General features: G+C 71.1%; 27 protein-coding genes, 2 tRNA genes and 1 pseudogene. 12 read left to right on the top strand and 18 right to left on the bottom strand.

Translation table 11 applies throughout. The annotated features are described in order from the left end of the window. The first annotated feature begins 105 nt into the window (after window positions 1-105). A complete protein-coding gene (locus EXE52_RS19005; RefSeq protein ID WP_254921732.1) occupies window positions 106-234 on the top strand; it encodes a hypothetical protein in 129 nt (42 codons plus the stop codon). Next, window positions 234-1,409 (top strand): inorganic phosphate transporter, encoded by a 1,176-nt coding sequence (locus EXE52_RS07515; RefSeq protein ID WP_049931449.1) that lies wholly within the window; start codon window positions 234-236, stop codon window positions 1,407-1,409. The genes EXE52_RS19005 and EXE52_RS07515 overlap by 1 nt, the downstream gene beginning before the upstream one ends. Window positions 1,410-1,434: 25 nt before the next feature. Here EXE52_RS07515 and EXE52_RS07520 read toward each other — a convergent pair whose 3' ends face one another. From EXE52_RS07520 to EXE52_RS07530, 3 genes are all read right to left on the bottom strand, one after another. Beyond that, window positions 1,435-2,592: an aminomethyltransferase family protein gene (locus tag EXE52_RS07520; RefSeq protein ID WP_049931448.1), complete on the bottom strand. Its 1,158-nt coding sequence runs from the start codon at window positions 2,590-2,592 to the stop codon at window positions 1,435-1,437. Between the two features lie 47 nt (window positions 2,593-2,639). Then, entirely contained in the window at window positions 2,640-2,939 is a 300-nt protein-coding gene (locus EXE52_RS07525) for a DUF6432 family protein (protein WP_049931447.1), read from the bottom strand. 112 nt (window positions 2,940-3,051) lie between these two features. After that, entirely contained in the window at window positions 3,052-3,573 is a 522-nt protein-coding gene (locus tag EXE52_RS07530; protein ID WP_049931446.1) for an archaemetzincin family Zn-dependent metalloprotease, read from the bottom strand. 39 nt (window positions 3,574-3,612) lie between these two features. Between EXE52_RS07530 and EXE52_RS07535 the strand changes: the two genes are divergently transcribed. Then, window positions 3,613-4,113 (top strand): UPF0146 family protein, encoded by a 501-nt coding sequence (locus EXE52_RS07535; protein ID WP_089308021.1) that lies wholly within the window; start codon window positions 3,613-3,615, stop codon window positions 4,111-4,113. Window positions 4,114-4,209: 96 nt separating this feature from the next. Then, window positions 4,210-5,073 (top strand): TIGR01548 family HAD-type hydrolase, encoded by an 864-nt coding sequence (locus EXE52_RS07540; protein ID WP_089308022.1) that lies wholly within the window; start codon window positions 4,210-4,212, stop codon window positions 5,071-5,073. Between the two features lie 205 nt (window positions 5,074-5,278). Here EXE52_RS07540 and EXE52_RS07545 read toward each other — a convergent pair. After that, a tRNA-Ile gene (locus EXE52_RS07545) sits at window positions 5,279-5,353 on the bottom strand. Window positions 5,354-5,681: 328 nt separating this feature from the next. After that, window positions 5,682-5,754: transfer RNA gene (locus tag EXE52_RS07550), tRNA-Asn, on the bottom strand. A 160-nt stretch (window positions 5,755-5,914) separates the two neighbouring features. Between EXE52_RS07550 and cca the strand changes: the two genes are divergently transcribed. Beyond that, on the top strand, window positions 5,915-7,363 hold the full coding sequence (cca, locus tag EXE52_RS07555; protein WP_086216291.1) for a CCA tRNA nucleotidyltransferase: 1,449 nt from the start codon (window positions 5,915-5,917) through the stop codon (window positions 7,361-7,363). Window positions 7,364-7,423: 60 nt separating this feature from the next. Here the strand turns inward: cca and EXE52_RS07560 are convergent, their stop codons facing one another. The 4 genes from EXE52_RS07560 to EXE52_RS07575 all read right to left on the bottom strand — a co-directional run bounded on the left by EXE52_RS07560 (window position 7,424) and on the right by EXE52_RS07575 (window position 9,787). Continuing rightward, window positions 7,424-7,738 (bottom strand): hypothetical protein, encoded by a 315-nt coding sequence (locus EXE52_RS07560; protein ID WP_049931442.1) that lies wholly within the window; start codon window positions 7,736-7,738, stop codon window positions 7,424-7,426. Window positions 7,739-7,814: 76 nt separating this feature from the next. Next, window positions 7,815-8,177 carry a CrcB family protein gene (locus EXE52_RS07565; RefSeq protein ID WP_089308023.1) on the bottom strand — a complete coding sequence of 121 codons (363 nt, stop codon included), beginning with the start codon at window positions 8,175-8,177 and terminating at the stop codon, window positions 7,815-7,817. Further along, the gene (locus tag EXE52_RS07570) at window positions 8,174-8,575 is read right to left on the bottom strand and encodes a CrcB family protein (RefSeq protein ID WP_089308024.1); all 402 of its coding nucleotides are present in this window, start codon (window positions 8,573-8,575) and stop codon (window positions 8,174-8,176) included. The genes EXE52_RS07565 and EXE52_RS07570 overlap by 4 nt, the downstream gene beginning before the upstream one ends. Window positions 8,576-8,617: 42 nt before the next feature. Next, complete coding sequence (locus EXE52_RS07575; protein WP_394338095.1) at window positions 8,618-9,787, bottom strand: ATP-binding protein; 1,170 nt, start codon at window positions 9,785-9,787, stop codon at window positions 8,618-8,620. Between the two features lie 143 nt (window positions 9,788-9,930). Between EXE52_RS07575 and EXE52_RS07580 the strand changes: the two genes are divergently transcribed. After that, a complete protein-coding gene (locus EXE52_RS07580; protein WP_089308026.1) occupies window positions 9,931-10,407 on the top strand; it encodes an Ig domain-containing protein group 1 domain-containing protein in 477 nt (158 codons plus the stop codon). 26 nt (window positions 10,408-10,433) lie between these two features. Here the strand turns inward: EXE52_RS07580 and EXE52_RS07585 are convergent, their stop codons facing one another. The 4 genes from EXE52_RS07585 to EXE52_RS07600 all read right to left on the bottom strand — a co-directional run bounded on the left by EXE52_RS07585 (window position 10,434) and on the right by EXE52_RS07600 (window position 13,023). Then, window positions 10,434-11,234: a protein-L-isoaspartate O-methyltransferase gene (locus EXE52_RS07585; protein ID WP_089308027.1), complete on the bottom strand. Its 801-nt coding sequence runs from the start codon at window positions 11,232-11,234 to the stop codon at window positions 10,434-10,436. Between the two features lie 49 nt (window positions 11,235-11,283). Further along, window positions 11,284-11,916: a protein-L-isoaspartate(D-aspartate) O-methyltransferase gene (locus EXE52_RS07590; RefSeq protein ID WP_049931436.1), complete on the bottom strand. Its 633-nt coding sequence runs from the start codon at window positions 11,914-11,916 to the stop codon at window positions 11,284-11,286. A gap of 66 nt (window positions 11,917-11,982) precedes the next feature. After that, window positions 11,983-12,396: an Hsp20/alpha crystallin family protein gene (locus EXE52_RS07595; protein WP_089308028.1), complete on the bottom strand. Its 414-nt coding sequence runs from the start codon at window positions 12,394-12,396 to the stop codon at window positions 11,983-11,985. 123 nt (window positions 12,397-12,519) lie between these two features. After that, window positions 12,520-13,023, bottom strand: coding sequence for an Hsp20 family protein (locus tag EXE52_RS07600; protein WP_086220424.1), 504 nt, complete (start codon window positions 13,021-13,023; stop codon window positions 12,520-12,522). Between the two features lie 110 nt (window positions 13,024-13,133). Between EXE52_RS07600 and EXE52_RS07605 the strand changes: the two genes are divergently transcribed. From EXE52_RS07605 to cysS, 3 genes are all read left to right on the top strand, one after another. After that, window positions 13,134-14,519: a deoxyribodipyrimidine photo-lyase gene (locus tag EXE52_RS07605; protein ID WP_089308029.1), complete on the top strand. Its 1,386-nt coding sequence runs from the start codon at window positions 13,134-13,136 to the stop codon at window positions 14,517-14,519. A gap of 95 nt (window positions 14,520-14,614) precedes the next feature. Further along, complete coding sequence (gene ilvA / locus EXE52_RS07610) at window positions 14,615-15,877, top strand: threonine ammonia-lyase (RefSeq protein ID WP_049931432.1); 1,263 nt, start codon at window positions 14,615-14,617, stop codon at window positions 15,875-15,877. A gap of 395 nt (window positions 15,878-16,272) precedes the next feature. After that, entirely contained in the window at window positions 16,273-17,790 is a 1,518-nt protein-coding gene (gene cysS, locus EXE52_RS07615) for a cysteine--tRNA ligase (RefSeq protein WP_089308030.1), read from the top strand. 553 nt (window positions 17,791-18,343) lie between these two features. Here the strand turns inward: cysS and pheA are convergent. The 5 genes from pheA to EXE52_RS07640 all read right to left on the bottom strand — a co-directional run bounded on the left by pheA (window position 18,344) and on the right by EXE52_RS07640 (window position 23,835). After that, entirely contained in the window at window positions 18,344-19,150 is an 807-nt protein-coding gene (pheA, locus tag EXE52_RS07620) for a prephenate dehydratase (RefSeq protein WP_089308031.1), read from the bottom strand. Between the two features lie 89 nt (window positions 19,151-19,239). Continuing rightward, complete coding sequence (locus EXE52_RS07625) at window positions 19,240-20,469, bottom strand: DR2241 family protein (protein WP_089308032.1); 1,230 nt, start codon at window positions 20,467-20,469, stop codon at window positions 19,240-19,242. Window positions 20,470-20,471: 2 nt separating this feature from the next. Beyond that, window positions 20,472-21,341, bottom strand: coding sequence for a CbiX/SirB N-terminal domain-containing protein (locus tag EXE52_RS07630; RefSeq protein WP_049931428.1), 870 nt, complete (start codon window positions 21,339-21,341; stop codon window positions 20,472-20,474). A 253-nt stretch (window positions 21,342-21,594) separates the two neighbouring features. After that, entirely contained in the window at window positions 21,595-22,122 is a 528-nt protein-coding gene (locus tag EXE52_RS07635) for a hypothetical protein (protein ID WP_049931427.1), read from the bottom strand. A gap of 96 nt (window positions 22,123-22,218) precedes the next feature. Then, window positions 22,219-23,835 carry a BCCT family transporter gene (locus EXE52_RS07640; RefSeq protein ID WP_089308033.1) on the bottom strand — a complete coding sequence of 539 codons (1,617 nt, stop codon included), beginning with the start codon at window positions 23,833-23,835 and terminating at the stop codon, window positions 22,219-22,221. A 184-nt stretch (window positions 23,836-24,019) separates the two neighbouring features. On the opposite strand from EXE52_RS07640, the gene EXE52_RS07645 reads away from it, so the two are divergent. From EXE52_RS07645 to thsB, 3 genes and pseudogenes are all read left to right on the top strand, one after another. Further along, on the top strand, window positions 24,020-24,355 hold the full coding sequence (locus tag EXE52_RS07645) for a hypothetical protein (protein ID WP_049931425.1): 336 nt from the start codon (window positions 24,020-24,022) through the stop codon (window positions 24,353-24,355). Window positions 24,356-24,418: 63 nt separating this feature from the next. Continuing rightward, window positions 24,419-24,556 (top strand): annotated as a pseudogene (locus EXE52_RS07650) (copper resistance protein CopD); the annotation flags it as partial. Between the two features lie 242 nt (window positions 24,557-24,798). After that, window positions 24,799-26,445 carry a thermosome subunit beta gene (thsB, locus tag EXE52_RS07655; RefSeq protein WP_049931518.1) on the top strand — a complete coding sequence of 549 codons (1,647 nt, stop codon included), beginning with the start codon at window positions 24,799-24,801 and terminating at the stop codon, window positions 26,443-26,445. Window positions 26,446-26,482 lie beyond the last annotated feature (37 nt).

The following is a 26,482-nucleotide window of genomic DNA, read 5'->3' on the forward strand; positions in this document are numbered from 1 at the left end:
GCGTTTTAGTTACCGGGATCCGATCGCCCGAACGCGTCGGAATCGTCCGGGTCACGCGACCGTTCGGCTCGAAACTTATAACCGCGTGCCGACGGATTCAGGCGTATGCTCCCGGTCCAACCGCTGTTCGTACTCCTGTTGGTGGGTCTTCTCGGGCTGTTCTTCTTCGGGTTCCTCCTCGTCCGGCGCACGGTGGCGGGGCTGAACGAGGGGTACAACGACGGGCGACGCTGATGGTCGTCGCCACCGCCGCGACCCTCCTCGTCGCCGCCGCCGCCAGCCTCTTCATGGCGTGGTCGATCGGCGCGGGGTCGTCGGGCTCGACCCCGTTCGCGCCCGCGGTCGGGGCGAACGCAATCTCCGTGATGCGGGCCGGGCTCGTCGTCGGCGTCCTCGGGCTCCTCGGCGCGATCCTCCAGGGCGCGAACGTGACCGAGGCGGTCGGCACCGAACTGATCGGCGGGGTGACGCTCACCGCCGTGGCGGCCATCGTCGCGCTCGTCACGGCCGCCGCGCTGGTCGCAGTCGGCGTGTTCGCCGGCTACCCGATCGCGACGGCGTTCACCGTCACCGGCGCAGTCGTCGGCGTCGGCCTCGCGCTCGGCGGCGACCCGGCGTGGCCGAAGTACGCCGAGATCGCGACGCTGTGGGTGCTCACGCCGTTCGTCGGCGGCGGCGTCGCCTACGGCGTCGCGCGCATGCTCATCGGCGAGTCGCTGCCCGAGCGACCGCTCACGGCCGCGCTCGCCGGCGTCGTCGGCGCGATCCTCGCGAACGTCGGGTTCGCGCTGCTCGGTCCCGCCGGCCAGCAGGCGTCGGTGGCGAGCGTCCTCGGGGCGGGGCTGGGCGGCAGCGGCGCGGGTCCCGCCGCGGTGAGCGTCGCGATCGCCGCGCTCGTTTCGGTCGCCGTGTACGCGGACCTCGGCCGCGACCGCGAGGGGGCACAGCGGCGGTTCCTGCTCGCGATGGGCGGGCTCGTCGCGTTCTCGGCCGGCGGGTCGCAGGTCGGCCTCGCGATCGGCCCGCTCGTCCCGATCTTCAGCGAGGTCGGCGTCCCGCTGTGGGCGCTACTCGTCGGCGGCGGCGTCGGGCTGTTGGCCGGGTCGTGGACCGGCGCGCCGCGGATGATCAAGGCGCTCGCGCAGGACTACGCCTCGATGGGGCCGCGACGGTCGATATCGGCGCTCATCCCGTCGTTCGCGATCGCGCAGACCGCCGTCGCGTTCGGGATCCCCGTGTCGTTCAACGAGATCATCGTCTCGGCGATCGTCGGCGCGGGCTACGCCGCGGGCGACGCCGGCGTGAGCCGGAAGAAGATGGGGTACACGGTCCTCGCGTGGATCGGGTCGCTCGTCGGCGCGTTCGTGCTCGGGTTCGGCCTCTACTCGGCGGTCGACTTCGTCGCGTGACGGGCGGCGCCGCTCCGCTTCACCCTCAGGCGCGTCCCTCGGGGTACGTCGGCAGCCGCGCGGACCGCGCGCTCCCGTCGACGAACGGGAGGTCGACGGCGGTGGCCGGACTCTCCTCGCCGTCGACGCGGACAGCGACCTCGCCGAGGGCGGCGTCGAACCCGACGAGCGCCAGCGCGACTGGCACGTCCGTCGCGGGGCCGACGGCCGCCCGCGTCACCTCGCCGATCGCCTCGTCACCGTCGAAGACGGCCGCACCGGACGCGGGGAGCGCGGCGTCGATCCCCTGCGGGTCCGCGTTCGGGTCGACGCCGTCGACCGCCTCGGCGACGCCGTCGAGTTCGAGGCCGACGAGCCGTCGGCTCGGTCGCCCCTGATTCTCCACGCGCGAGACGACCTCCTGCCCGACGTAACACCCCTTCTCGAAGTCGAGCGCGTTCCGGAGGCCGAGGACGTTCGGGACCGTGCCCGCCAGTTCGTACTCGAAGAGGGGCGTTCCGGCCTCGGTCGCGAGCGCGTCCCACGTTCGGTACCCGAACGGCGCGGCGTTGAGCCCGCGGTTGATCAGGGTGTCGAACACGTCGCCCGCGTCGGCGGCGGCGCAGACGATCTCGTACCCCTCCTCGCCGAGCGGCGCGTCCGTCGCGATCACGGTGACGCCGGCGTCGACCATCGACCCGCGGACGAACGAGAGGGGCCCCTCCGGCGCGCCCGGTCCGCCGAGGACGGAGGCGACCTTCTCGGTCGACTTCGGGCCGTGAACCCCGAACACGCCGAACTCGTCGGACACGTCGTCGATCGCGACGTCCTGAATGAACACGTTCTCCGCCCAGTCGGCGGCGACCGACTCGACCCGTTCCGGGGGGAGGAAGACGAGCAGCCGCTCGTCGGCGTTGTACACGTACATGTCCGTCTCGATCCCGCCTTGAGGATCGAGCAGGAGGGCGTACGTTCCCTCGCCGTCCTCGGCGGGGACGCGGTTCGAGACGGCGTTGTCCACGAACTCGACGCGGTCGCTCCCCCTGACGGCGAGGACGCCGTACCCCATCTCGATCACGCCCGCGACGTTTCGGACCGCCTTGCCGACGCGGACGGGCTTCCCGTAGTGGTCGACGACCTCGCGACCGCCGCGGTCGCGGTACGCGGCGCCGTGCGCGTCGTGGGTACCGGAGACGAGCGTCATGGTCGAACGGTGGCGATCGAGGGGCAAAAGGCCGCCGTCTCCGACGGCTACAGTCCGAGTCGGTCCCGGATCGCGTCGACGAGGCTCTCGGAGGGGTCGTCGTCGGGCGCCTCCGGGTCCGGAACGACCTTCTCGTGGGCGTACACCCGAACGTGCTCCTCGGACTCGACGGTGATCAGCGAGTCCTCCTTCAGCGTCGAGAGGGCCTCCTCGACGGCGTCGATGTCTGCGTCGACGGCCGCGCGCAGTTCGAGGACGGTCATTCCCTCGTCGCCGCGGTCGACGAGCGCGTCGAGCAGCGCGACCTCGACGTCCGGCCGGTCGCGGTATTCCGGCTTTGCGGCCATACCCGTCCCTTGTGCGGGCCGGACTTTACGTCTACCGGCGATCGGAGAGGGATTGGCGACCGGAGAGGTATCGGGCGACAGATCGTGGGGAAGGTACGCCGGTCGCGCCGCGTCAGCGGACGATCCGCGAACAGGTGCCACAGAGGTTCTCCTCTTTCACGTCGACCTCGCGGACGGTCGGGGAAAACGACATCACGCACTTGCTGTTGTCGCAGTGCTCCAGGCCGAGAGTGTGACCGATCTCGTGGACGACCTCCTTGCGGACGCGGTCGCCAAACACGTCGACCGCGGGCTTGGTGGAGACGCCGCCGTCGGAGGAGGTGCGGAGGCGGTGCGTGGAGATGACGGAGCCGCTGCCGTTGAGGTACGCGAGGCCGAACACGTAGTTCCGGCGGCGGTAGTAGAGGTCCTCGGGCGTGATGCCGATGTTCTTCTCGCCGCCGCCGACCCGAGTGACCGTCTCGATGAGGTCCTCGGCGCGGTACTGGTCCCTATCTGCCTCGAAGGCGGAGTCGGGGATCGGCTGATCGTCGTGGACCGTCACGTCGCAGTCGTATACGGAACGCAGCGCACCGGAGGCCTCCCGTTTCACTCGGGGGGTGACCTCCCCGACCGGGACGATGTCCACGAGCATGGAACCGCTTTTGAACGCCGCGGTCATAAAGGCCGCGCCGTGGTACGACCACCCCCGTCGGAGCGGGCGCTCGTCGCCGCACTCGGGCGGTACGAACGATTGATCGAGGTCGGAGTCGGCCGCCGGCCGGGCGTCGCCCGTGCGCTCGCCGATCGGGGCCACGAGGTCGTTGCGATCGACATCGAAGTGAGCGAGGCGGCGCAGGACGCGGCGGCGGGGAGGCAGGCGCCGAGCGGGGGAACGCTCCGCGTCGTCGCCGCGGACGTGACGGCGCTCGCGGCCGACGACGAGCGGGCGGCGCAGAGCGCGCTCGGGATCGGCGCGGGCGACGAGATCGCCGGCGAGGCTCCGGACGCGCCCGGCGGCGTCGACGCCGTGTACGCTCGGAACCTCCCGGCGGAGCTACAGCGGGCGACCGTCGCGCTCGCGGAGCGACTCGGCGCCGCCTGCCTGTTCACCACGCTCGGGTTCGAGGAGCCGGTCGTGGACGTCTCTCGGAAGTCGACGGAGTCGGGAACTGTCGTGTTCGTCGCGCGGTGACGGAACGGACCGGCGGCCGGGACGCCGCACGGCTCGAACCGGCGACGCCGACCGCGAACCCGAACGTTCATTCGGGCGCCAGTCGGGGGTACCCGTATGCAGGTCGACGCAGTCGTCCTCGACATCGACGGGGTGTTGGTCGACGTGGCGGACTCCTACCGTCGGGCGATCCTCGAATCGGTCGACCGGGTCTGCGGCAAGCCGATCGACCCAGACGCGGTCCAGGCGTTCAAGGACGCCGGCGGGTTCAACAACGACTGGGAGCTGACCGACGCGGCGGCGTTGTTCGTGTTGGCCCGCCGCGAGGGGCTCCGGATGGACGTCGACGAGTTCACCGAGCGCGTCCGCGAGCTCGGGGGCGGGCTCGACGCCGCCAAGGAGGTCGTCGGCGACCTCCCGCGAGTCGCACAGGCCCGCGTCCGCGACCAGTGGGACCGGGACGCGCTCCGCGAGACGTTTCAGGCGCTGTACCTCGGCAGCGAGCTGTACCGCGAGTTAGAGGGGGGCGAGCCGCCGTTCGAGGCCGACGGGTACATCCACGACGAGCCGACGCTCGTCGACCCCGAGACGATCGCCGACCTCACCGGGCGGTTCGACGTGGGCGTCCTCACCGGGCGGCCGGCGGCCGAGGCCGACATCGCCTTGGACCGCGTCGGCCTCGACGTGCCCGAGGACCGGCGGTTCACGATGGACGACTGGGAAGAGGGGAAGCCGCACCCGCGGGCGCTCGTCGAGCTCGCCGAGCGGTTCGGCGCCGGGCGGGTCGCGTTCGCGGGCGACACCCTCGACGACGTGCGGACCGCACGCAACGCCGACGAGTCTGACGAGACGCGCGTCTACTACGGGGTTGGCGTCCTCACCGGCGGGCTCACCGGCGAGGCGGGGCGCGAGAAGTTCGCCGGTAACGGCGCGGACGCCGTGGTCGAAGACGTGAACGAACTGGTTGGGCTACTGGAGTAGTCGTCGTCGCGTCGGCTCGGGCACCGTGCGCCCCTCCCGCGTTAACCGCTCCGTGACGGATCTCGCCGGCGATCGCGGATACCGCCGGTATCCGGGACACGTCGGGTCCGGTGAGCGACGACCCCGCGAACGAGACCGCGACCGACGTGACGCTCCAGCAGGAGTAGACGGCCAGATACAGCGGGGAATCGGTGAAAAACCGGAATGGGCCTTGCCGGATTCGAACCGGCGATCAACTCGTTATGAGCGAGTCGCTTTAACCGGACTAAGCTAAAGGCCCGCCACGGATCGATTTGTCTCTCGGTTCCTCTTTATCCTATCGGGTTGGAACCAAGCGAAGCTAATGTTTCGTTGAGATGGTAATCCTCGTGCCAATTGATGTTTTTGATATGTTATGTTTGACCGCTCGTACCGGATAGTCATCTGTGTGTCACCAGCATCTTCGATAAGTATCAGTTACGATCGCTTCGGCCGCTTGGCCGCGCTTCTGTGGCTCCTCGAGTGAAGCAAATTGCTCGCTTCGATTCGGCATACTCAGTCAGAGCGGAAACGAGCAAAATAGGACTACGGTCTGGTGAGAGCATAGACGAGAAACGTACGAAGGGAGGCGCCGAAGCCAGGACTCGAACCTGGGACCGCCTCGTTAACAGCGAGGCGCTCTACCAACTGAGCTACTTCGGCCTGTTTTCGGGTACTCGCGTCCTTTTGATATGGCTTTCGTTTCCGCCCGACGGCGCGGAAGCCGACGGGCCGGACCGCGGGACGGCGGCGGCGCTCCGTCGGCCCGCCGCGCCGCCGATCCGACCGACACGTTTTCGGCCGGACCGCGAGACCGTTCGGTATGGACGATCTGGAGGCGGTGCTGTCACGGGTCCGCGAGCGCGTCCTTCCCGAGCCGGAAGAGCGGGAGCGACTGCGAGCGGCGGCCACGGCACTGACCGACCGGACCCACGAGGCGATCGCCGACCTCCCCGTCGGCGCCGACGTGGTCCAAGTCGGGTCGACGGCGCGGGGCACGTGGGTCGCGGGCGACCGCGACATCGACCTGTTCGTCCGGTTCGACGCAGATCTCGACCGCGCCGAGCTGGAGGAGTACGGGCTGGCGGTCGGGCACGCGGTCCTCCCCGACGGCCACGAGGAGTACGCCGAACACCCGTACGTGAAGGGGAACTACGAGGGGTTCGACGTGGACCTCGTCCCCTGTCACGACGTGGAGACGGCGGGGGATCTGGTCTCCGCGGTCGACCGCACCCCGTTCCACGACGCGTACCTCTCTGCGCGGCTCGACGACGACCTCGCCGCGGACGTGGTGCTCGCGAAGGCGTTCCTGAAGGGGATCGGCGCGTACGGCAGCGACCTCCGCACCGAGGGGTTCTCGGGGTACCTCACGGAGTTGCTCGTCTTGGAGCTCGGCGGGTTCGTCCCGCTCGTCGAGTCGGCGCGGAGCTGGCACCCCCCGGTGGAGTTCGACCCAGAGGGGCACGCCGAGCGCACGTTCGAGGATCCCCTCGTCGTCGTCGATCCGACGGACCCGACGCGGAACGTCGCGGCGGTCCTGTCGGCGACGAACCTCGCACGCTTCCAGCACTACGCGCGGGAGCTGCTCGCGGCCCCGAGCGAGGCGCTCTTCGAGCCTGACGAACCGGAACCGCTCGACCCCGAGGAAGTGCGAGCGCATCTCGACCGACGGGGAACGACGCCGGTCGCGGTCGTGTTCGACGCGCCGGACGTGGTCGACGACCAGCTGTGGCCGCAGCTCCGCCGATCGCTGGACGGGATCGTCGGCGGGCTCAACGATCACGGGTTCGACGTGCTCCGAGCGCGCGCCATGACCGACGCAGCGGGAACGAGGAACGGCGGCGGGGGGAGCGACGCCGACGGGGGGAGCGGCGACCGGGAGGTGCCCGAGCGCGCCGCAGCCGTCGAGTCGACGCGGGCCGCGCTGTACGCGGAACTGGAGGTGACCGAGCGACCGGCGGTCGCGCGCCACGACGGGCCGCCGGTCGCGGTGCGGAAGCACGCCGCGAACTTCTACGAGTCGTACGTCGACGACGTCGACCCGGACACCTACGGGCCGTTCATCGACGGCGACCGGTACGTCGTCGAGCGCGAGCGGGAGTTCGTCACCGTCCGCGGGTACCTAGAGAGCGACGCCGCGGGCGACGTGGCGCTCGGCGCGCAGGTGGAACCGGCGTTCGCCGACCGCGACGTGTTGGTCGGCGAGGCGGTGGCGACGCTCGCCCCCGCGTTCGGTCGACCGCTCCGCGGGTTCTACGAGCCGCGGCCGTGAGACCGTCGAGGGGAGCCGTTCCCAATGAAACGGGCGAAAGCGATCCGGGCGAGGGGCCGCTCAGCGGGAGAGGCGGTCGAGGAGCCAGTAGACGGCCGCGGCGACGACGACGACGATCAGCGCGATCGCGGTGAGGAGTCCGGCGGCGCCGGGGAACGACAGCCAGAACGCGGCGTAGAAGGCGAGCGCGAACACGAAGAGGCCGACGACCAGCAGCCCGCGCGAGGGGTTCTGCGCGGCGGCGACGAACCCGCGCTGGAGGATCGAGAGGTCGCCGAAGTCGGGGACGTCCTCGGGGGTAACGTCGTCAGCGGGACCACCCGAGTCGGCCGGAGCGGTCGACTCGCCGTCGACGGAGCGGTCGGTGTCGGTCACGCACTCGCATAGGAACCGGGGGAGCCTGTACTTGTCGCTTGTCGGGGAGGAACGGCCCGGCCGCCGTGAGCCTCCGTCAGCCGGCGACCGCGACGGCGAGAGACGAACCGAGGACAAACGCGGCCAGCGCGGCCGCGAGGTTCGAGGCCGCGAGCGTCGCGGCGGCGCGAACACCGGTCTCGCTCGCCGTCCGGACGGCCCCGACCGCGAACGAGGAGAACGTCGTGAACGCGCCACAGAAGCCGACGCCGAACAGCAGCGTCGCCGCCGATCCGATCGGCGCGGCGGAGACGGCTCCGAGGGCGAGGCTCCCGAGGGTGTTGACGAGGAGGACCGACCGGCGCCCCTCGATACGGAGCCCGACGGCGTGACGGCCGGCCGCGCCGAGCGCACCGCCGACGCCGACGAGCGCCGTCGCGAGGAGCGGCGAGACGCTCATCGCCGGCGCCTCCCGACGGCGAGCCCCAGTGCGGCCGCGGCGAATCCGGCCGCGTAGCTACCGGCGACGTATCCCGCGCCGGCGGTCGTTCCGAGCGCGACGGCGTCGGCGACGAACGTGCTGTACGTCGTGAACGAGGAGAGCGCGCCCGTCCCGACGAGCAGCCGGACCCGGTCGCTCGACGCGCGAGTCAGGAGGAGACCGAGGGCGAACGAGCCGACGACGTTCGCGACCAGCGTCCCCGCGCCGGGCGGGACGCCGCCGAGAGCGATGAGGCGGTCGCCGGACGAGGCCGCGGTGAGGACGCCGGCGACTCCCGCGTCGACGGCGTGTCTGGCGACCGCACCGAGGAAGCCCCCGGCCGCGACGAGGAGAAATCCGTACGGCGTTCGGTCCATGCGCTAGCGTATTTCCGGGGCGGCTTGTGCGTTCTGGACCCGTCAGTGCGGTTCGGGGTCCGATAGCCGGCTCGCGCGCGGACTCTCGCCTTCGTGCGGCGTCCGGCGTTCCCGTATCCGGACCGTGTGGGCCGTCTCTGTGGCGTCGTCGACGACGAGCGCCTCGCCGACGCCCTCGGGAAGCCGCGATGCGAGGTTGCCGGCGAGGTACGTCGCCTCCGCCGCCGCCAGTCGCTCGACGTCGCGCGCCGCCGTGAGCCGGTGGGAGACGAGCAGGTCGGACTGCGAGACGGCGACGCTCGGGAGCGCGGCCGGACGCTGGGTCGCACAGACCAGCGAGACGCCCGGCGCGCGGCCCCGCGTGAGGAGCGTCCGGAGCGCGGGGTCGGCCACCCCGTCGAAGAAGGCGTGCGCCTCGTCGACGAGCAGCCACGGGAGCCGGGAGAGATCGCCCGCGATCCGCGCGTCGTAGAGCCCGCGAGCGACAGCGCGGACCACGGCCGCCGCGGCGGCGTCGGGCACGCCGGCGAGATCGAGGACCGCGGGGTCGCCGTCGGCCGCCAGCGACGCGACCGGCGGCGCATCGGCGTCGAAGACTCCCCACGAGGCCGCCAGCCGGAGGTGGTTCGCGGCGGCGCGACGCGTCTCCGCCGGGGCGTCGGCCGCGTCGACCGCCTCGCGGAGCGCCGCGAGCGACGGCGAGGGGGTCGTTCCGCTCGCGGCGTTACGGTCCGTCGCCTCTCCAGATCCGTCGTCGACCGCGTCCGCGACGACTTGCCAGACGAGGGTTCCGGGGCCGCTCGCCGGGGCGAGGCCGAGGAGGTTCGGCCAAGCCGACGGCGGTATCGAGGCGGGACGGACCGCGGGGTCGACGGTCCGTCCGCCGGCCGCTTCGAGGCCGGCGAAGACGCCCATCGGGTCGACGACGACCGGGGCGACACCGCCTGCGTCCGCCAGCTCCTCGGCGAGGACGCCGAGGGTGTACGACTTCCCGGTGCCGCGCTTCCCGAACACGACGCCCGCGTGTGGGCGGTCGAGGTCGACGCCGACCGGAGCGCCGGCGCTGCCGTCGCGGGCGAGGAAAGAGCCGATCCGAGCGGTGTGAGGCGGACGGTCACCGTCGCGGTGAGCACTGTCACGGAGGTCGGCGCAGTCGCCGCGGTCAGCCCCCTCAGTACGGTCGGTCCCGTCGTCGCGGCCGAGTACGTACACGCGGCCGGGTGGCCTCGGCATCAGACAAAAAGCGCCGGGAGCCGGATCGGGTCCCGGTCGTCGGGCGCGTCTCTCGGGCGTCCGCCGCGGCGCCGCCCGGATCGTCCGATCGTTTATATCAGATACCGCGGCCAGCGCGGCGTATGTCCGATCGAACACACGACTCGCGCACCGCGAACCGCCGGACGTTCAGCACCGATACCCGCGCGATCGAGGGGCTCCCGGTCCGCCTCGTCATCGCGCTCGTCGTCGGCGTCGCCAGCCTCAGCGTGATGATGGGGATGATCGGCGACATCGACGGGCTGGCCGCGACGGAGCTCGACGCGCAGCCCCAGCCGGAGGTGACCACGCCCGGCGAGCAGTCGGTCGACGTCGCCGTCGTCGACCCCGACGGCTCTCGGATCGCGGACGCGACGGTCATCGTCCGGGGCGGCTCTGCGCAGATCGACGGCGTCGTCACCGCGAAGACGAACGAGGACGGGGTCGCGACCGTCGACGTCGAGCCGGAACTCGGGCCGAATCAGGCCGACGGGACGCTCGCGATCGACATCAAGCCGCCGGCGGAGGGCGACTACGTCGACGAGCGGGGGAACACCGAGGTGCTCGTCGTCGAGGAGTGACGCCGCGAGCGGCGGAGGAGAGTCGGTTAAAGCCGGCTGTCCCAGTCGATCCAGTCCTGTTCCCAGCCGTGCCGTCGCTGCCGGCTGCGCTCGGCGCGCTCCGCGTCCTCCCGCCGAGTTCGGTTCCGTTCCGTTCCGGGCTGTTCGCCGTCGACGAGCATCGGTTGGAGCCGCGCCGGCCCGTGCGTCTCGACCGTTTCGAAGCCGTCAGGCGCCGGATCGTCGTCCGTACCGGCGCCGGACGCGATGGCGTCGCCCGCGTCGGGACCCCCGGCGGACGGCTCGATCGCGGCGACCGTCTGGACGCCGGCGCCGCGCGGGTAGGCGATTCGCCCGTCGGGCGCGAGCTGGTCCCTGAGGGAACGCGGCGGCTCGACGACGGCGGTTTCGAGGAGGATCCGGTCGTACGGCGCGTACGCGGGGAGTCCGTCGGCGCCGTCCGCGCGGTCGACGAGGACCGCCCCGTAACCGGCCGCGTCGAGGTTCGACCGCGCGGCGGCGACGGCGGCGCGGTCGATGTCGACCGCGTGGACGCGCCGCGCGCCGGCGATCTCGGCGAGCATCGCGACCGAGTAGCCGATCCCCGCACCGACGACGAGGACCGAGTCGCCCTCGGCGGCGTCGAGCGCGGTGACGAGACGGACCAGCGTCGGGAGCGAGAGCGAGTGCGGGTCGTCGCCGTCGACGGCGCCGCCGCGAGGCGAGTCGTCGACGAAGGGATCGCGCGGGACGCGCTGAAGCGCGGTCAGCACGGGCGGCTCGATCGGCTCGCCGATCTGGTGTTCGAGCCCCTCGATCATGTCCGCCCTGAGCGACGCGTCGTCCATGCGCAGTCTCGGGACTCGGTCCTCTAAAACCGTGCGTTCGGCGGGCCGACTATCGCATCGGGACGAACCGCACGCCGCCGTGGTCCTCGCGGTCGATCCCGCCTTCGCGGAGCGTCAGTCGGACGAGCCGCTGGCGACCACCCTCGCGAACGGGGGCGACCACGCGGCCGCCCGCCCGGACACGGTCGACAACCGCGTCCGGAACCGCCTCGGGCGCCGCGCAGGTGAGGTAAGCGGCGTCGAACGGAGCCTCGTCGAGGAACGCCTCTCGGCCGTCGGCGGCCGCGACGGCCACGTCGTAGCCGAGACGGGCAAGGCGCTCGCGGGCGGCGGCGGCCAGTTCCGGGACCCGCTCGGCGGAGAGGACGTTCCCCGGGCCGACGACCTCGGCGACGACCGCGGCGTGGTAGCCGCAGCCAGTCCCCACCTCGAAGACGCGGTCGCCGCGCTCGACGTCGAGGAGATCCGTCATCAGTGCGACCATGTGCGGCGCGCTGATCGTCTGGTCGTGGCCGATCGGGAGCGGCCGGTCGGCGTACGCCGACTCGCGATGCGCCTCGGGAACGAACTCGTGGCGGGGGACGGCTCCGATCGCCGAGAGCGTCTGCTCGCTCACGTCGAGACGCCGTCGGAGCGCGCTCACGAGGTCGCGTCGTTCGGCCGTGCGGTCGCCGTCGTTCATGTGAGTCGATAGCACGGTGTACGTGGAGAAAGCATCGGCGGAGAGGCAGGGGTCGAGCCGGGCGGATCAGTTCACGTCGATCCGGCGTCCCTCGTCCGCGTCGAGGACATCGAGCGGGACCGTTACAGTGAGGACACCGTGCCGGTACGTCGCGGTGGCGTCGTCAAGACGGGCGTTCGTCGGCAGGCCGACGGTCCGAGTGACGGACTCGTGGCGCCGCTCGCGTCGGATGTATCGCCGGTCTGCGTCCTCGCGTTCCGCGTCGCGCTCGGCGGCGATGGCGAGCCGGTCGTCGCGGACTCGGACATCGATCTCGTCGCGATCGAACCCCGGGAGGTCGGCCATCACGACGAACTCGTCGGCGTACTCGGCGACGTCGATGTCGGCGGTCCGGAGGTCGCGGCCCCGAGCCCGCTCGCCCCCGAGGGGGGTGCGGCCGAGGAACTGCTCGATCTCGTCGAAGGGATTCGTCGTGTTCATACCGACAGAGAGGAGCCGTGAGGTGTTAAATAGCGACTGACGCGTGCTATCTCGCGGCGGTGGCGGATCCCGGTATCCCGGCCGCGGCGCACCCCCTGTCACACCCGACGACGCGAGCGCGGCTCAGCTGACGTCGATCGTGTGCCCGCGGTCGTCGTCGGGCGAGCGCTTGGGGAGCGTGACGGTGAGGACGCCGGCGTCGAAGGAGGCCGCCGCCGCGTCGGCCTCGACGGGTTCGGGGATCGGAACCCGACGGGAGACGGAGCTGCGCCGGCGCTCGCGCCGGTGGTAGCGGACGTCGGCCGGACCGCTCTCGCCGTCGTCCGGATCGTCGGCACCGTCCTCTTCGGCGATATCGAACTCGCTCGACTCCTCGCGGGACCCGCTGATAACGAGCGCGTCGTCGCGCAGTTCGACATCCACGTCGTCGGCGTCGAATCCGGGGAGGTCGGCGACGACGGTGATCGCCTCGTCGTCTTCGACCACGTCGACGTCGACGTCGCGGGCCCCCGGGAACCGCGGGACCTCGGGGCCGGTGCCCTCCAGCGTGCCGCCGAGTTCCTCGAACTCGCGGCCCATCCGCTCGAACAGTTCCTCTATCTCGTCGAAGGGATCGCGTCGGGTCATACAGGTCAGGATTCGTGACGGAGCGTCTTGAACGTACTGGCGGAGGCGGGGACGGCGGCGCGCCGAGACGCCGGCGACAGACACTATCCGCTGGCGCCCTTGGAGATCGTATGCGCCTGTTCTGGCACCGAGGAGACGCTCGAACGCGGGACAACGCCGGGCTCGCCGCCGCGGCTCGGGACGGTGAAGTCGTGCCGGTGTTCGTGTACGACGCCGACCTGCTCGGAACGGTCGGCGCGCGGCAGCGCGCGTTCTTCCTCCGCCACGTGAAGCGACTAGAGGAGCGGTACCGCGAACTCGGGAGCGACCTGATCGTCCGCGCCGGCGACCCGGAAGCGGTCTTCGTCGACCTCGCCGCGGAATACGACGCGGAGGCGGTGTTCTACAACGAACAGTACCGAGCGGCCCGTCGGAACCGACAGCGGGCGGTCGAGGACGCGCTCGCCGGCGAAGGCGTCGACACCGACTCGCGGACCGACATCGTGCTGGTCGACCCCGGTCGGCTAGAGGCGCGCTATCCGAACCACAGCCAGTTCCACGGCGACTGGGAGGCCGTGCCGAAGCGCGGGCCGTACGCGGAGCCGGACGCGGCCGCGCTGGCCGACGTGCGCGACGGGAAGACCGTCCCCGAGCCCGACGCCGACATCGACCTCCCCGACGCGGGGTACGAGGCCGCCCGCGAGCGGTTCGACGAGTTCCTCGACTACGGGATCACCTCGTACAACGACACCCGCGACGACCTCGCGCGGGCCGTCGAGGCCCCGACGCACGCGGTCTCGCGGATGTCTCCGTACCTCGCGACCGGCGCAATCGGGGTCCGCGAGCTGTGGGCGGGCGCGAGCGACGTGTACGACGCCGTGACCGGCGGGGAGCGCCGCAACGTCGACAAGTACCGGTACGAGCTGTCGTGGCGCGAGCAGATGTACCACCTGCTGTATTACAACCCGGACCTCGCCGTGTCGAACTACAAGTCGTTCCCAAACGAGATCGCGTGGCGCGACGACGACGACGCCTTCGAGGCGTGGACGCGCGGCGAGACCGGCTACCCGCTCGTCGACGCCGGAATGCGACAGCTGAACGAGGAGGGGTACATCCACAACCGGCCGCGGCAGGTGGTCGCGAGCTTCCTCACGAAGCACCTCCTGATCGACTGGCGGCGCGGCGCGCGCTACTTCACGAAGCAGCTGATCGACCACGACTACGCCTCGAACCACGGCGCGTGGCAGTGGACCGCCTCCACCGGCACCGACTCCGTCGACGTGCGCATCTTCGACCCGGTGAGCCAAATGTCGAAGTACGACGACGGCGCCCGATTCGTGAAGGCGTACGTCCCGGAGCTCTCGGACGTGCCGTCCGGGAAGGTGGTCGACTGGCCGACCCTCTCGCGGGCGGAGCGCGAGGAGCTCGCGCCCGACTACGCGCACCCGATCGTCGACCGGAACGAAGGGTACGAGCGCGCGCAGCGCGTCTTCGAGGAGGCGCTCGGGAAGCGATAGCGGGCGCGGGTCGGCGCGAAGCGGTGCGGACCCGTGGGTGGTACCGGCGTTCCGTAACCGAGTCCTTTTCGTGGGGCCCCGAGAACGGCTCCGCTATGTCCCCAGTCGCGATCGACGACGTCGAGGCCGCCGCCGAGCGGCTCGCCGGCACCGACATCGTCCAGCGGACGCCCGTCGAGCGGAGTCGCTCGCTGAGCGATCGGTGCGGCGCCGACGTGCGTCTCAAGATGGAACACCTCCAGCGCACCGGCTCGTTCAAGACGCGCGGCGCGTACAACGCGATCTCGCTGGCGATAGACGGGTCCGGAGAGCGCGCCGCGGAGGTCCCGATCGAGCGCGTCGTGGCCGCGAGCGCGGGCAACCACGCACAGGGGGTCGCGCTCGCGGCGGCCGACGCCGGGATCGAAGCGACGATCGTGATGCCGGAGGCAGCGCCCGCGGCGAAGATCGAGGCGACCCGCGCCTACGGCGCCGAGGTCGTCCTCCGGGGCAGCGCGTTCCCCGAGGCGATGGCGCACGCTCGGACGCTGACCGACGACCCCGGGACGCGGTTCGTCCACGCGTTCGACGACCCCGACGTGGTCGCGGGACAGGGGACGCTCGGCCTGGAAGTGCTCGACCAGGTGCCCGACGTCGACACCGTCCTCGTCCCCGTAGGGGGCGGCGGGCTCGCGGGCGGGGTCGCAACCGCGGTCAAGGCCCGGTCGCCCGAGACGCGGGTCGTCGGCGTTCAGACCGAGGGCGCGTCGACGCTCTCGGAGAGCCTCGCGGCCGGCGAACTCGTGACGCGCGACGAACCCGACACGATCGCGGACGGGATCGCGACCGGCGGGCTGAGCGACCTCACCTTCGAACTCCTCGACGAACACCTCGACGAGGCGGTCGTCGTGAGCGACGACGACGTGGCGAACGCGATCCTCCTGCTCTTGGAGCGCGCGAAGCAGATGGTCGAGGGCGCGGGCGCGACCGCCGCGGCCGCCCTGTTGAACGACGAGGCGGTCGACGATCTCGACCTCGGCGGCGAGACCGTCGTCCCGCTTCTCTGCGGCGGCAACATCGACGTGACGACGCTGAAGGAGGTGGTGACGCACGCCCTCGTCGACCGCCACCAGCTGATCGAGCTCTCCGTCCGGATCGACGACACGCCCGGGACGATGGGGGAGATCAGCACCCTGATCGGCGCGGAGCGCGCGAACATCCGGACCGTGCGCCACGAGCGCAGCCGACCTGACCTGCCGGTCGGCGACGCCGACCTCGTCTTCGAGGTGGAGACGAACGGCCCTGCCCACGTCGACCGCGTCCTCAAGGCGGTACGCGAGGCGGGGTACGAGGTGGAGTGGACGACGCGGGAGGCGTGAGGGAGAATGTCGTCGATGTATAAATTGAACTACGGTGGCGCGCGCCTCCGAGCGGCCGCCTGCGGCGGCCGTGAGGAGCGCGTGCGAGGGAGTCGGCCGACCGCAGGGAGGCCGACGAGGCTGGGGAGGCGTGAGGTGCGGTTGCGGTGTGGGGCGGGACTCAAAGGGGCAGTCGCGAGGCCGCCGTAGGCGACGCAAGCACCGGAACGAGGGAGCGGAGCGACCGAGTGAGGAGCACAGCGAGCGTACTTCGGCCTCGCGACTGGGGCTTTGGAGGTGTTCACCGCCAAGTCACCGAAGGCGTCCACGATCGACCCGCCGACCGCGTCGGGCGGGTGGTCGTCGTCTCGCGCGATCCGACGATTTGAAACGCTCACCTCGGCAACCGTCTCGTAATGAGTCTCGTCGTTACCGACACCCTGGAAGACGAGCGCGTCGAGTTCACGGCCGACGGCGACGTCACGCTGTACGTCTGCGGCCTGACGGTGTCGGACGACCCGCACCTCGGGCACGCCCGCCTGTGGTTCCACGCGGACGTGCTCCACCGGTGGCTCGAACACCTCGGCTACGACGTACGCCACGTCGAGAACGTCACCGACGTCAACGAGAAGATCACGGCCCGCGTCGGCGAGCGCGACGACTGGACCGAGGAACGCGACGTGGCCGAGGCGTTCACCGCCACGACGTTCGACGCGATGCGCGGACTCAACCTCAGGCGGGCGGAGGTGTACCCCCGCGTCACCGAGCACGTGCCGGAGATCGTCGACCTCGTCGAGACCCTGATCGAGGAGGGGTACGCCTACGAGTCGAACGGCTCCGTCTACTTCGACGTGACCCGCTTCGACGAGTACGGGAAGCTCTCGAACCAGGAGTTGGACGCGCTCGAAGCGCAGGGCGAGCCGGACGAGCGCTCGGAGAAGCGGAATCCGGCCGACTTCGCGCTGTGGAAGGCCGACGGCGTGAGCGAGACCGCGGCGCGCGAACACGCGAAACACGACCACGGCGCGGAGACGCCCGAGGGCGAGACGTGGGCGTCGCCGTGGAGCGAGGGGCGGCCCGGGTGGCACGTGGAGTGCTCGGCGATGTCGACGACGCACCTCGGGGACACCCTCGACATCCACATGGGCGGGCGCGACCTCGTCTTCCCGCACCACGAGAACGAGATCGCGCAGTCCGAGGCGGCGACCGGCGAGGCGTTCGCGCGCCACTGGCTCCACGTCGGCCTGCTGGAGATGGACGGCGAGAAGATGTCCTCGTCGATCGGCAACTTCTGGACCGTTCCGGACGCCCTCGACGAACTCGGCGTCAACGTCGTCCGCACGTTCTACGCCGGCGCCGCCTACCGCTCCGAGCAGGCGCTCACCGAGGAGACGATCGGGGAGGCCGAGGAGCGCTGGGAGCGGCTCTCCCGCACGTACGACCGCGCCGTCGAGGCGCTCGACTCGACCGAGGCCCGAGCGAAAGCCGAAGACGACGACCTCCGCGAGGCGGTTGCGACCGCGCGCGACGACTTCGCGGCCGCGATGAACGACGACCTCAATCTCCGGGAGGCGACCGCGGCGCTCCTCGATCTCACCGACGCGGTGAACCGGCACGTGGACGCGGTCGACGAGGGGGACGATGACGGGAACGAGACCCGTGACGTAGACGCCGCCTACGACTACCGGGGCCTCCGCGAGGCGGTCGAAGCGTTCGAAGAGCTCGGCGGCGACGTGTTGGGCCTCCAGTTCGAGTCGCCGAGCGACGGCGACGTCGACCTCGCCGGCGAGCTGGTCGAACTCGTGTTGAACGTCCGTGAGGCCGAGCGCGAGGCGGGCAACTACGAGCGCGCGGACGAGCTCCGCGACGCGCTCGGCGAGGTCGGCGTCGAGATCGAGGACGGCCCGGACGGCGCGACGTACCGGTTCGAGTAATACGGAACCGCGCGTTTCACCGGAGGGATCGTCAGTGTGGCGATAGCGGTGGGTGGCTCGGTCGCTCGTTTATAAACAGCTGCCGACGGAACCGCGGATAACATCTCCAAAGCCCCAGTCGTGAGGGCTCGCGCGGCTCGCTGTGTTCCTCGGTCGGTCGCTACCGCCCCTTCGCTGCGGTGTCGCCGGTGGCTTCGCCGCCGGCTTCCCGCGGCGCGTAGCGCCCCGCTACTTGCGTCTCCGTGCTTCGCACTCAGGGCTGCCCCTTTGAGTCCCGCACCGCACAGCACCGCACCTCGCGCCTCCCCAGCCTCGTCGCTGGCGCCCTCCGCTTCGCTCCGGGAGCCAGCGACTCCAACGAGGGACCGAAGGTCCCTCTGGCAGCCGGCGCGTGGCGCCGGCGACCTCGCACGCGCTCCTCACGGCCGCCGCAGGCGGCCGCTCGGAGGCGCGCGCCACCGCACCGCCGCGTTCATCGGTAAATAGTCGTCACCGTTAGGTCTGGTCGTTTAAATAACGGAGTAGCGGGCCGCAGTCTTCCGAAGTTCAGGTCTCAGTCGAGCACGTGCTCGGTGTCGTACGATCCGAGCACCTTCACCCACCCCTTGTCCGCGATGCCCTCGACGTCGTCGACCGCCTTCGCCATGTGGTCCTCGTAGAGCCCGGCGTCCACGTCGAAGTGGAACAGGTAGTCGCCGAGGCGCTCGCCGCTCGGGCGCGACTCGATCCGCGAGAGGTTGAGGTTGCGGTCGGCGAACGCCTCCAGCAGCTCCAGCAGGAGGCCGGGGTAGTTCGCGTTCGGGTAGACGATCAGCGTGGTCTTCCCGCCGGCGTCGGCCCTCGCGGACTCGGGCGCGACGACGAGGAACCGCGTCGCGTTCGACGTCCGGTCCTGGATGTCTTCCGCGAGGATAGAGAGGTCGGCGCCGGCGTTGTCCGGGTGCCCGATCCCGGCGACGCGGGCGTCCTCGCGGGCGCGCTCGACGCCGCGGGCCGTGGAAGCGACCGCTTCGAGGCCGGCGTCCGGGTAGTTCGACTCCAGCCAGTTACGACACTGCGCGAGCGCCTGCGAGTGGCTCGCGACGACCTCGAACGAGTCGTCCTGCGAGAGGAGGGCGTGGCGGATCGGCGTGACGACCTCGCGGGTGACGGACACGTCGTAGTCGGCGAGCGCGTCGAGGCTCTCCGTGACCGACCCCTCGATGCTGTTCTCGATGGGGACGACGCCGCGCTCGAACTCGCCGTCCGCGACGGCGTCGACGATTGCGGTGACCGATTCGCGGAACGACACCTCGGCGGCGACGGCGCGCGCGGCGCGGTGCGAGTACGTGCCGGCGGGACCCAACGTGACGGCGTTCATTGCCCCACCGTTTCAGGGGAGCCGAGAAAAGCCTGCGGGGCGCGGCGATGTTTCCGGTGCGTCCGATCGGGGTCGGGCTACGGAGCCGGTCACTCCTCGGCCGATTCGGTCGGCACGCCGCCGAGGTTCCCCTCGTCGTCGAACAGCTTGGCGCGGAGGAAGCGCGCCCGGTACCGGTTCGCCCCCTCCTTCGTGTCCGCCTCGCGGATCTCGTCGGTCCGGCCGTCCGCGACCGCGTCGATGATGTCCTCGACCTGCTCCTTCTCGCTCGGGGTCAGGTCGAACTCGTACGTCCGCGGCTGCTCGCTCTCCAGTCGCGTCCACTTCCGCGCGGCCGACACCACGACTGAACACGGCTCGCGGCAGGGGAACGCGCCGTCGCCGCCGTCGACGTCGAGGTCCGTCTCGTCGTCGTACTGCCACTCGCGGCGCTTGAGACACTGCGAGTCGTCGCAACAGGCCTCCGCCACCCAGTTGACGTGCTCGTACCCCTCGCCGCGGTCCCACGTCTTCACGACGCCGTAGATGCCCGACTGGCGCTCCATCGTCTCGCGCCAGTGAGTCACGTCGAGCTCCCCCTCGCGCTCGCGGTGCCAGTTGGCGACGGTCGCGGGGTAGATCGTCTCGACCGCCTCGTAGAGGTCGCGCGGGCCGAGGTCGGGGAACACCCAGCCGCCAGCGAGCGACGGGGCCGTCTTGAGCGGGCGGTACCGCCCCTGTTCGTCGAACGTCACCAGATCGCGGGCGTTGAGCGGGTCGTCGTACGCGTCCAGATCGTCGACCGGGACGCCGGCGTCGTCGGCGTGGCGCACGTCGTAGCGGCGCTCCCCGCGGTCGGTGACCGTCGCCGTGATCTTCAGTTCGCCCCACGCGCGTTCGATGCCCTCGGCGAGCGCGGCGTACCGGGTCGCGACGGTATCGCCGTCCGCGTCCTCGATCCAGCGGAGGAACGCGCGACGCGGCCCGAACTCGCCGACGACGCGCTCGAAGGTGTACCAGTCGGTGACGGCCGCGGCGCGCTCGGAGAGCGCCTCGTGGAGCTCGCGCTCGCTCAGCCCGACCGGGCGGTCGCCGTCGGCGAGGACGTACTCGCCGGGGGCGTCCTCGACGGGAGCGTCCTCGTCGTCTTCGTCGGCGCCGCGCGCCACGCTGAACCCCTCGAACCGGACGGGCTCCCCCGGCTCGCGGTCGGCGAGCGCGTCGAGGACCGCGTCGAACGCCTCGCTCGGGAGGTCGATCTCTGGCGCGTCGGGCTCGCCACCGGCGTCTTCGGATCCGTCGTCGGCCGCGTCAGCCTCCGCGGAGGTCGGGTCGCTCACGCTCAGTCCCCCGTGGCGACGCGGGTAGTCTCTCGCACGTCGTCGAGCGCCGTCCCAAGGTCGGCGCCGGCGTCGTCGGCGCGCTCTAAGACCACGTCGGCCATGAGTGGCTCCGTTCCCACCGCGCCCGCGTACCAGATCCGCGTGCCGTCGACCGTCTCGGGCACGTCGTATCCCTCGGTGTGGTCCTCACAGAGGCCCACGTCCTCCGGGATGTCCTCCTGCGTGTGGTAGCCGTCGGCGATGAAGAGGGGAACTAAGACGACGTCGTCGCTCTCGAAGTGCTCGGGGAGGTCGTCGACCTCCGGGTCCTCGTCCATGTACAGCGGCTTCACCTCGTCGAATCGGTCGCGCTCGGCGATCCGGTCGGCGTGGTACTCGATCGCCTTCGCCGAGTTCTCGTTGCGCTCGGTGCCGTGGCCGACGACCGCGAGGCCGAACCCGTCGCCCACGTCGGCGTCGTTCGTCACGGACTCCGCGCGGCGGACGATCACGTCGGTCATCGCGCGGTGGGTCCCCACCGGCCCGCAGTAGTGGACCTCCTTGTCGATGTCCTCGGCGACGAGCGTCGCCTGGTCCGCCGAGAGGCCGTCGGAGTCCCACTCCGAGACGTCCCAGCCGGCGAGGCGGAGCTCGCGGGGGATCACCTGCTCGGTGAAGTAGCCCTCCGAAATGAACAGCGGGACGACGTACACCTCGTCGCCCTCGACGGTGCGGAGCACCTCTCGGAAGTGCGGCTCCTCCTTCCAGAAGCCGGTGCGGACCTCGTCGAAGGCACCGGTGGCGCGGATCGTGTCGGCGTGGTCGTACGTCGGCGCGCTCGACTCGGGGTTGAGGTGCGAGCCGTGCGCGACGATGACGAGCGACTGCATACCCGTACTGGGGCCGCGCCGCTCTTAGGGACTTCGGAGGCTGCGGGAGTGCGAAAACGGTGCGACGCCGGGGTTCGGGGTCGACCCGCAAAGCGGCGTTGACCGCGCGACAGGCCGGAGCTGTCGTTGAACGCGCGTCAAGGCGGAGCCGGCCATCGACCGCGCGTCAAGGCGGAGCCGGCCATCGACCGCGCGTCAAGGCGGAGCCGGCCATCGACCGCGCGTCAAGGCGGAGCCGGCCATCGACCGCGCGTCAGGTCGAGTCGGTCGTCGGCACCGCATCGAGCGCGGCCTCGACGATCCGGACCGCGTCCGGACCGTCGCGCCGCCCGACGACGCAGACGAGCGTATTCTCCGCGACGCCGGCAGCCGGGACCTCGATGTCCCGAACGGCCAACCGGCGGAGCGACGCCCCGAGCGCCGCGGCGTCGACATCGCCGGTCGCGACGATCGCCGTGCGGTCGCCCTCCGGAGCGACGGCCGCGTCGCCGACGCGGAGGAGCGGCTCGCCGGCGTCGCCCTCGGCCGCGCCGTCGGCCGCCGAGAGCCCGACGCCGCTGCGCATCGAGACGGTCGTCCCTCGCGATTCCGTCGCGTACGCGGGCAGGTCCTCGCGGAAGCGCCGGAGAGCGGCCGCGACCGCGTCCGGCTCGCCGTCGAGGGCGGCGGCCTCGGCGAGCCACGCGGCCGCGGCGCTGTGGTTCAGGAGGCCGGCGCGGAGCGCGTCGAAGACGAACGGCCGCGAGCGGACGGCCTCGCGGGTGTCGGCTGCCAGCGACATGGACCGACTTGCGCGCGCGTCGATCAAGCCGGTTTCGATCGCCGCGTCGTCAGGGTCGGTCCGGCGTCGTCCGCGGGGGCCGGCGGTCCCGCGCGGTCAGTCGTCGTCCTCGGCGAGGCTCGCCGACGCGGGCGGCACCGGGTCGGACTCCGGCCGGGGATCGTCCGCGGCGACCGGCTCGTCGGACCGCGACAGCCAGCGCAGGAACCCGCCCATGGCGACGAGACAGACGAGCGCGAACGGGGCGCCCGTGACGATCACCGACGACCGGAGCGCGGTCGCGCCGCCGACGACCACGAGCACGGAGGCGATCGCACCCTGGAGGATCCCCCAGAAGACCCGGTTCGCGCCCGACGGCTTCCGGCTGCCGCCGGTCGTGAGCATGCCGACCGCGAGCGTCGAGGAGTCGGCGGAGGTGAGGAAGAACGTCGTCACCAGCACTAAGAACAGCAGCTGCCACAGCTCGCCGCCGGGGAACGCCCCGAAGATGACGTAGCCGGAGACGCCGTCGCCGAACTCGCCGACCGCGCCGAGCACGTCGGCCGCGCCGGACTGCTGGATCCGGATCGACGTCCCCCCGACGACGGTGAACCACAGCGCCGAGACCGCGGTCATCGTCCCGAAGGCGGTGCCGACCACCGACCGGATCGTCCGGCCGCGGGAGATCCGCGCGAGGAACAGCCCGACGAACGGCGCCCACGCGATCCACCACGACCAGTAGAAGACGGTCCACGCCGCCGTCCAGCTCGCGCCGCCCTCCACGCCGCTCCCCGTGAACAGGCTCATCTCGAAGAAGGAGGTCGCGTACGTACCGAGCGCCGCCACGCCGATGTTCAACACGTCGACCGTCGGCCCGGCGAGGAGCGCCACGCCGAGGAGCAGGGCCATGACCGCGATGTTGAACACGGACAGCCGGCGGATCCCGCGGCTCACGCCCGCGACGAGCGAGAGCGTGAAGAGGACGGTGATGCCGACGATGACGGCGACCGTCTCGGCGTCGCCGAACGCGACTCCGGTCCGGAACGTGACGCCGGTGAGCAGCTGGGTGGCGATGAAGCCGAGCCCGGTCGCGATCCCACCGATGGTGGCGACGACAGCGAGGGTGTCGACCGTCCGGGCGACGAGGCCGTCGAGCCGGTCGGGGCCGAGGACGGGATACAGCGCGGTGGAGACGCGGAACGGAGCGTCGTGCCGGTAGGCGAAGTACGCGACCGGAATGCCGATCGCGAGGTACCCGCCCCAGGCGCTGACGCCGTAGTGGAAGACCGTGTACGCGACCGCGGGCACCGCCGCCGCGCTCGACTCCGCGGCCACCTCGCCCGCGAACAGCGGCGGGACGGTCTGGTAGTGTAACAGCGCCTCCACGGGACCGAAGAAGACGATGCCGGCCGACAGCCCGGCCGAGAAGAACATCGCCACGTACGACGCCGTCCCGTACTCGGGGTCGCCCTCGCCGAGGCGGACGCGTCCGTAGCGACTGACGAGGAGGTAGCCGGCGGCCCCGACCAGCGCGAGCACCGTGCCGAGGTAGAGCCACGCGAGCCCCTGGCCGAACGTGACGAACGCCGCGTCGATCGCGGCGGCGGCGCCTTCCGTGTCGGCCGCCGTGTACGCGAGGAACGCGAACGTTGCCAGCGCGCCGGCGGCGAAGGGCACGGGATCGACCTCGGATCTGAACGAGCGTATCGACTCGACGACGGAGCGTCCATTCATAAACGAGTGGGTATCGATCAGCAGGGCCTCAACCGGATTAAACCTGTTTCCGAGTGCGTGTACGTCCGTTTTCGTCCGCGCACCGTGGTCGGAAATCGACGGCGGACCGTCACCGTCGTCGGCCGCGCCGATCCGGCGGCGCGCGGGCGGCAGAGATTCGTGTTGCCAGCCCGTATCCGCGGCCGTGAACCACGTCCCGAACGAGGCGCTGGCCGCGATCGACGCGTTCGGCGAGGGGCACCTTCGCGGCGACCCGCCGCCGGTCCGCGAGCGGCTGCGCTCGGACCTCCGGGTCCGGATCGAGGTCAACGACGACGGGCGAACGGCGCGGTGTCGGTTCGAGACGGAGTACACCCGGACGCCGCCGACGCTCCGCGACCGGGATTCGTTCCTCGTCACGTATGTGGACGGCGTCGACGAGCGCCTCCGCGAGTGGGGGATCGAGCCCCCGCCCGCGTACGAGTACCGCGAGACTGTCGACGGCACGCACCGGTACGAGGGGACGCTGACGCTGCCGTGACGCGGAGCTCTCGGAACGCGACGGCGCGGCCTGATTATGCCGTCGTTAGCCGGACGGAACGGTGTGCTGCTCACGACCGCCTTCGTCTTCCACGTGGTCTCCGGCGCGCTGTGGACCGGCGCGACGCTGTACGTCGTCTACGCGACCCTGCCGCGGGCGACCGACGGGACGCTCGGCCGCGAGGCGTTCGTCGACGCCGCGTTGCTCGCCGGCGGGGTTCCGGGGTGACGCGGCGGCGAGAGCGAGATATATAAACGGCGTCGGATAGCCGAATTCGTCCCACCAGAGATCAATGCTAACTCTCCGCACGATCCGGGAAGAAACGGTCCGGTGTCGTGCGGTTTTCGACGGCGGCTCCCGACGGCGTCCGTCCGTGTCCGTCCGGCCGTCAACGAGACATTTATATAGAATCACAATCAATCAAACGCTGTATGAGTCAGCGAATGCAGCAGGGTCAGCCGATGATAATCATGGGCGATGACGCCCAGCGCGTCCAGGACAAGGACGCACAGGAGTACAACATCTCCGCGGCGCGCGGCGTCGCCGAGTCCGTCCGGTCGACGCTCGGACCGAAGGGGATGGACAAGATGCTCGTCAACTCGATGGGCGACGTCACCATCACCAACGACGGCGTCACCATCCTCCAGGAGATGGACATCGACAACCCGACCGCCGAGATGGTCGTCGAGGTCGCCGAGACCCAGGAGGACGAGGCCGGCGACGGGACGACCAGCGCGGTCGCCATCGCGGGCGAGCTGCTGAAGAACGCCGAGGACCTGCTTGAACAGGACATCCACCCGACAGCGGTGATCAAGGGGTTCAACCTCGCGAGCGAGTACGCCCGCGAGCAGGTCGACGAGGTCGCGACCGCGGTTGACCCCGACGACACTGAGACGCTCCAGAACGTCGCCGAGACGTCCATGACCGGCAAGGGCGCCGAGCTCGACAAGGACGTGCTCGCCGACCTCGTCGTCCGCGCCGTACAGGGCGTCACGGTCGAGGCCGACGACGGCTCCCACGTGGTCGACCTGGCGAACCTGAACATCGAGACGCGCACCGGTCGCGCGGCGGGCGAGTCCCGCCTGCTCACCGGTGCGGCGATCGACAAGGACCCGGTCCACGACGACATGCCGACCGACTTCGAGTCGGCGAACGTCCTGCTCCTCAACGACCCGATCGAGGTCGAGGAGGCCGACGTGGACACCTCCGTCAACGTCGACTCGCCGGACCAGCTCCAGAAGTTCCTCGATCAGGAGGAGGAGCAGCTCCGCGAGAAGGTCGACCAGATCGTCGACTCCGGCGCCGACGTCGTCTTCTGTCAGAAGGGCATCGACGACCTCGCGCAGCACTACCTCGCCAAGGAGGGCGTGCTGGCGGTCCGCCGCACGAAGAAGTCCGACCTGACGTTCCTGAAGAACGTCCTCGGCGCGCCGATCGTCACCGACCTCGACTCCCTCACCGCGGACGACCTCGCGGTCGGCTCGGTCGAGCGCGACGGCGACGAGGAGCTGTTCTACGTCGAGGGCGAGGACGCCCACGGCGTCACGCTCCTCCTGTACGGCACGACCGACCACGTTGTCGACGAGCTCGAACGCGGCATCCAGGACGCGCTCGACGTGGTCTCGACGACCGTCTCCGACGGGCGCACGCTGCCCGGCGGCGGCGCGGTCGAGGTCGAGATCGCGCGCCGCCTGCGCGACTACGCCGACTCCGTCGAGGGGCGCGAGCAGCTCGCGGTCGAGGCGTTCGCCGACTCCCTCGAACTGATCCCGCGCGTGCTCGCCGAGAACGCGGGCCTCGACGCGATCGACCTGCTGGTCGACCTCCGCGCGGCCCACGAGGCGGGCGACCAGCACGCCGGGCTCGACGTGTTCGCCGGCGAGGTCGTCGACACGGCCGAGGCGGGCGTCGTCGAGACGGCCCACGCGAAGGAGCAGGCGATCGCCTCCGCGGCCGAGGCGGCGAACCTGGTCCTGAAAATCGACGACATCATTTCGGCGGGCGACCTCTCGACGGCGGGCGGCGACGACGAGGGCGGCGCCCCCGGCGGCGGCATGGGCGGCATGGGCGGCATGGGCGGCGCGATGTGAAGTCGGCCGAGAACTGACTTCCACCGTTCCCACCGTT

The organism is Halorubrum sp. CGM4_25_10-8A (assembly GCF_005435025.1).
Classification (GTDB): domain Archaea; phylum Halobacteriota; class Halobacteria; order Halobacteriales; family Haloferacaceae; genus Halorubrum; species Halorubrum ezzemoulense.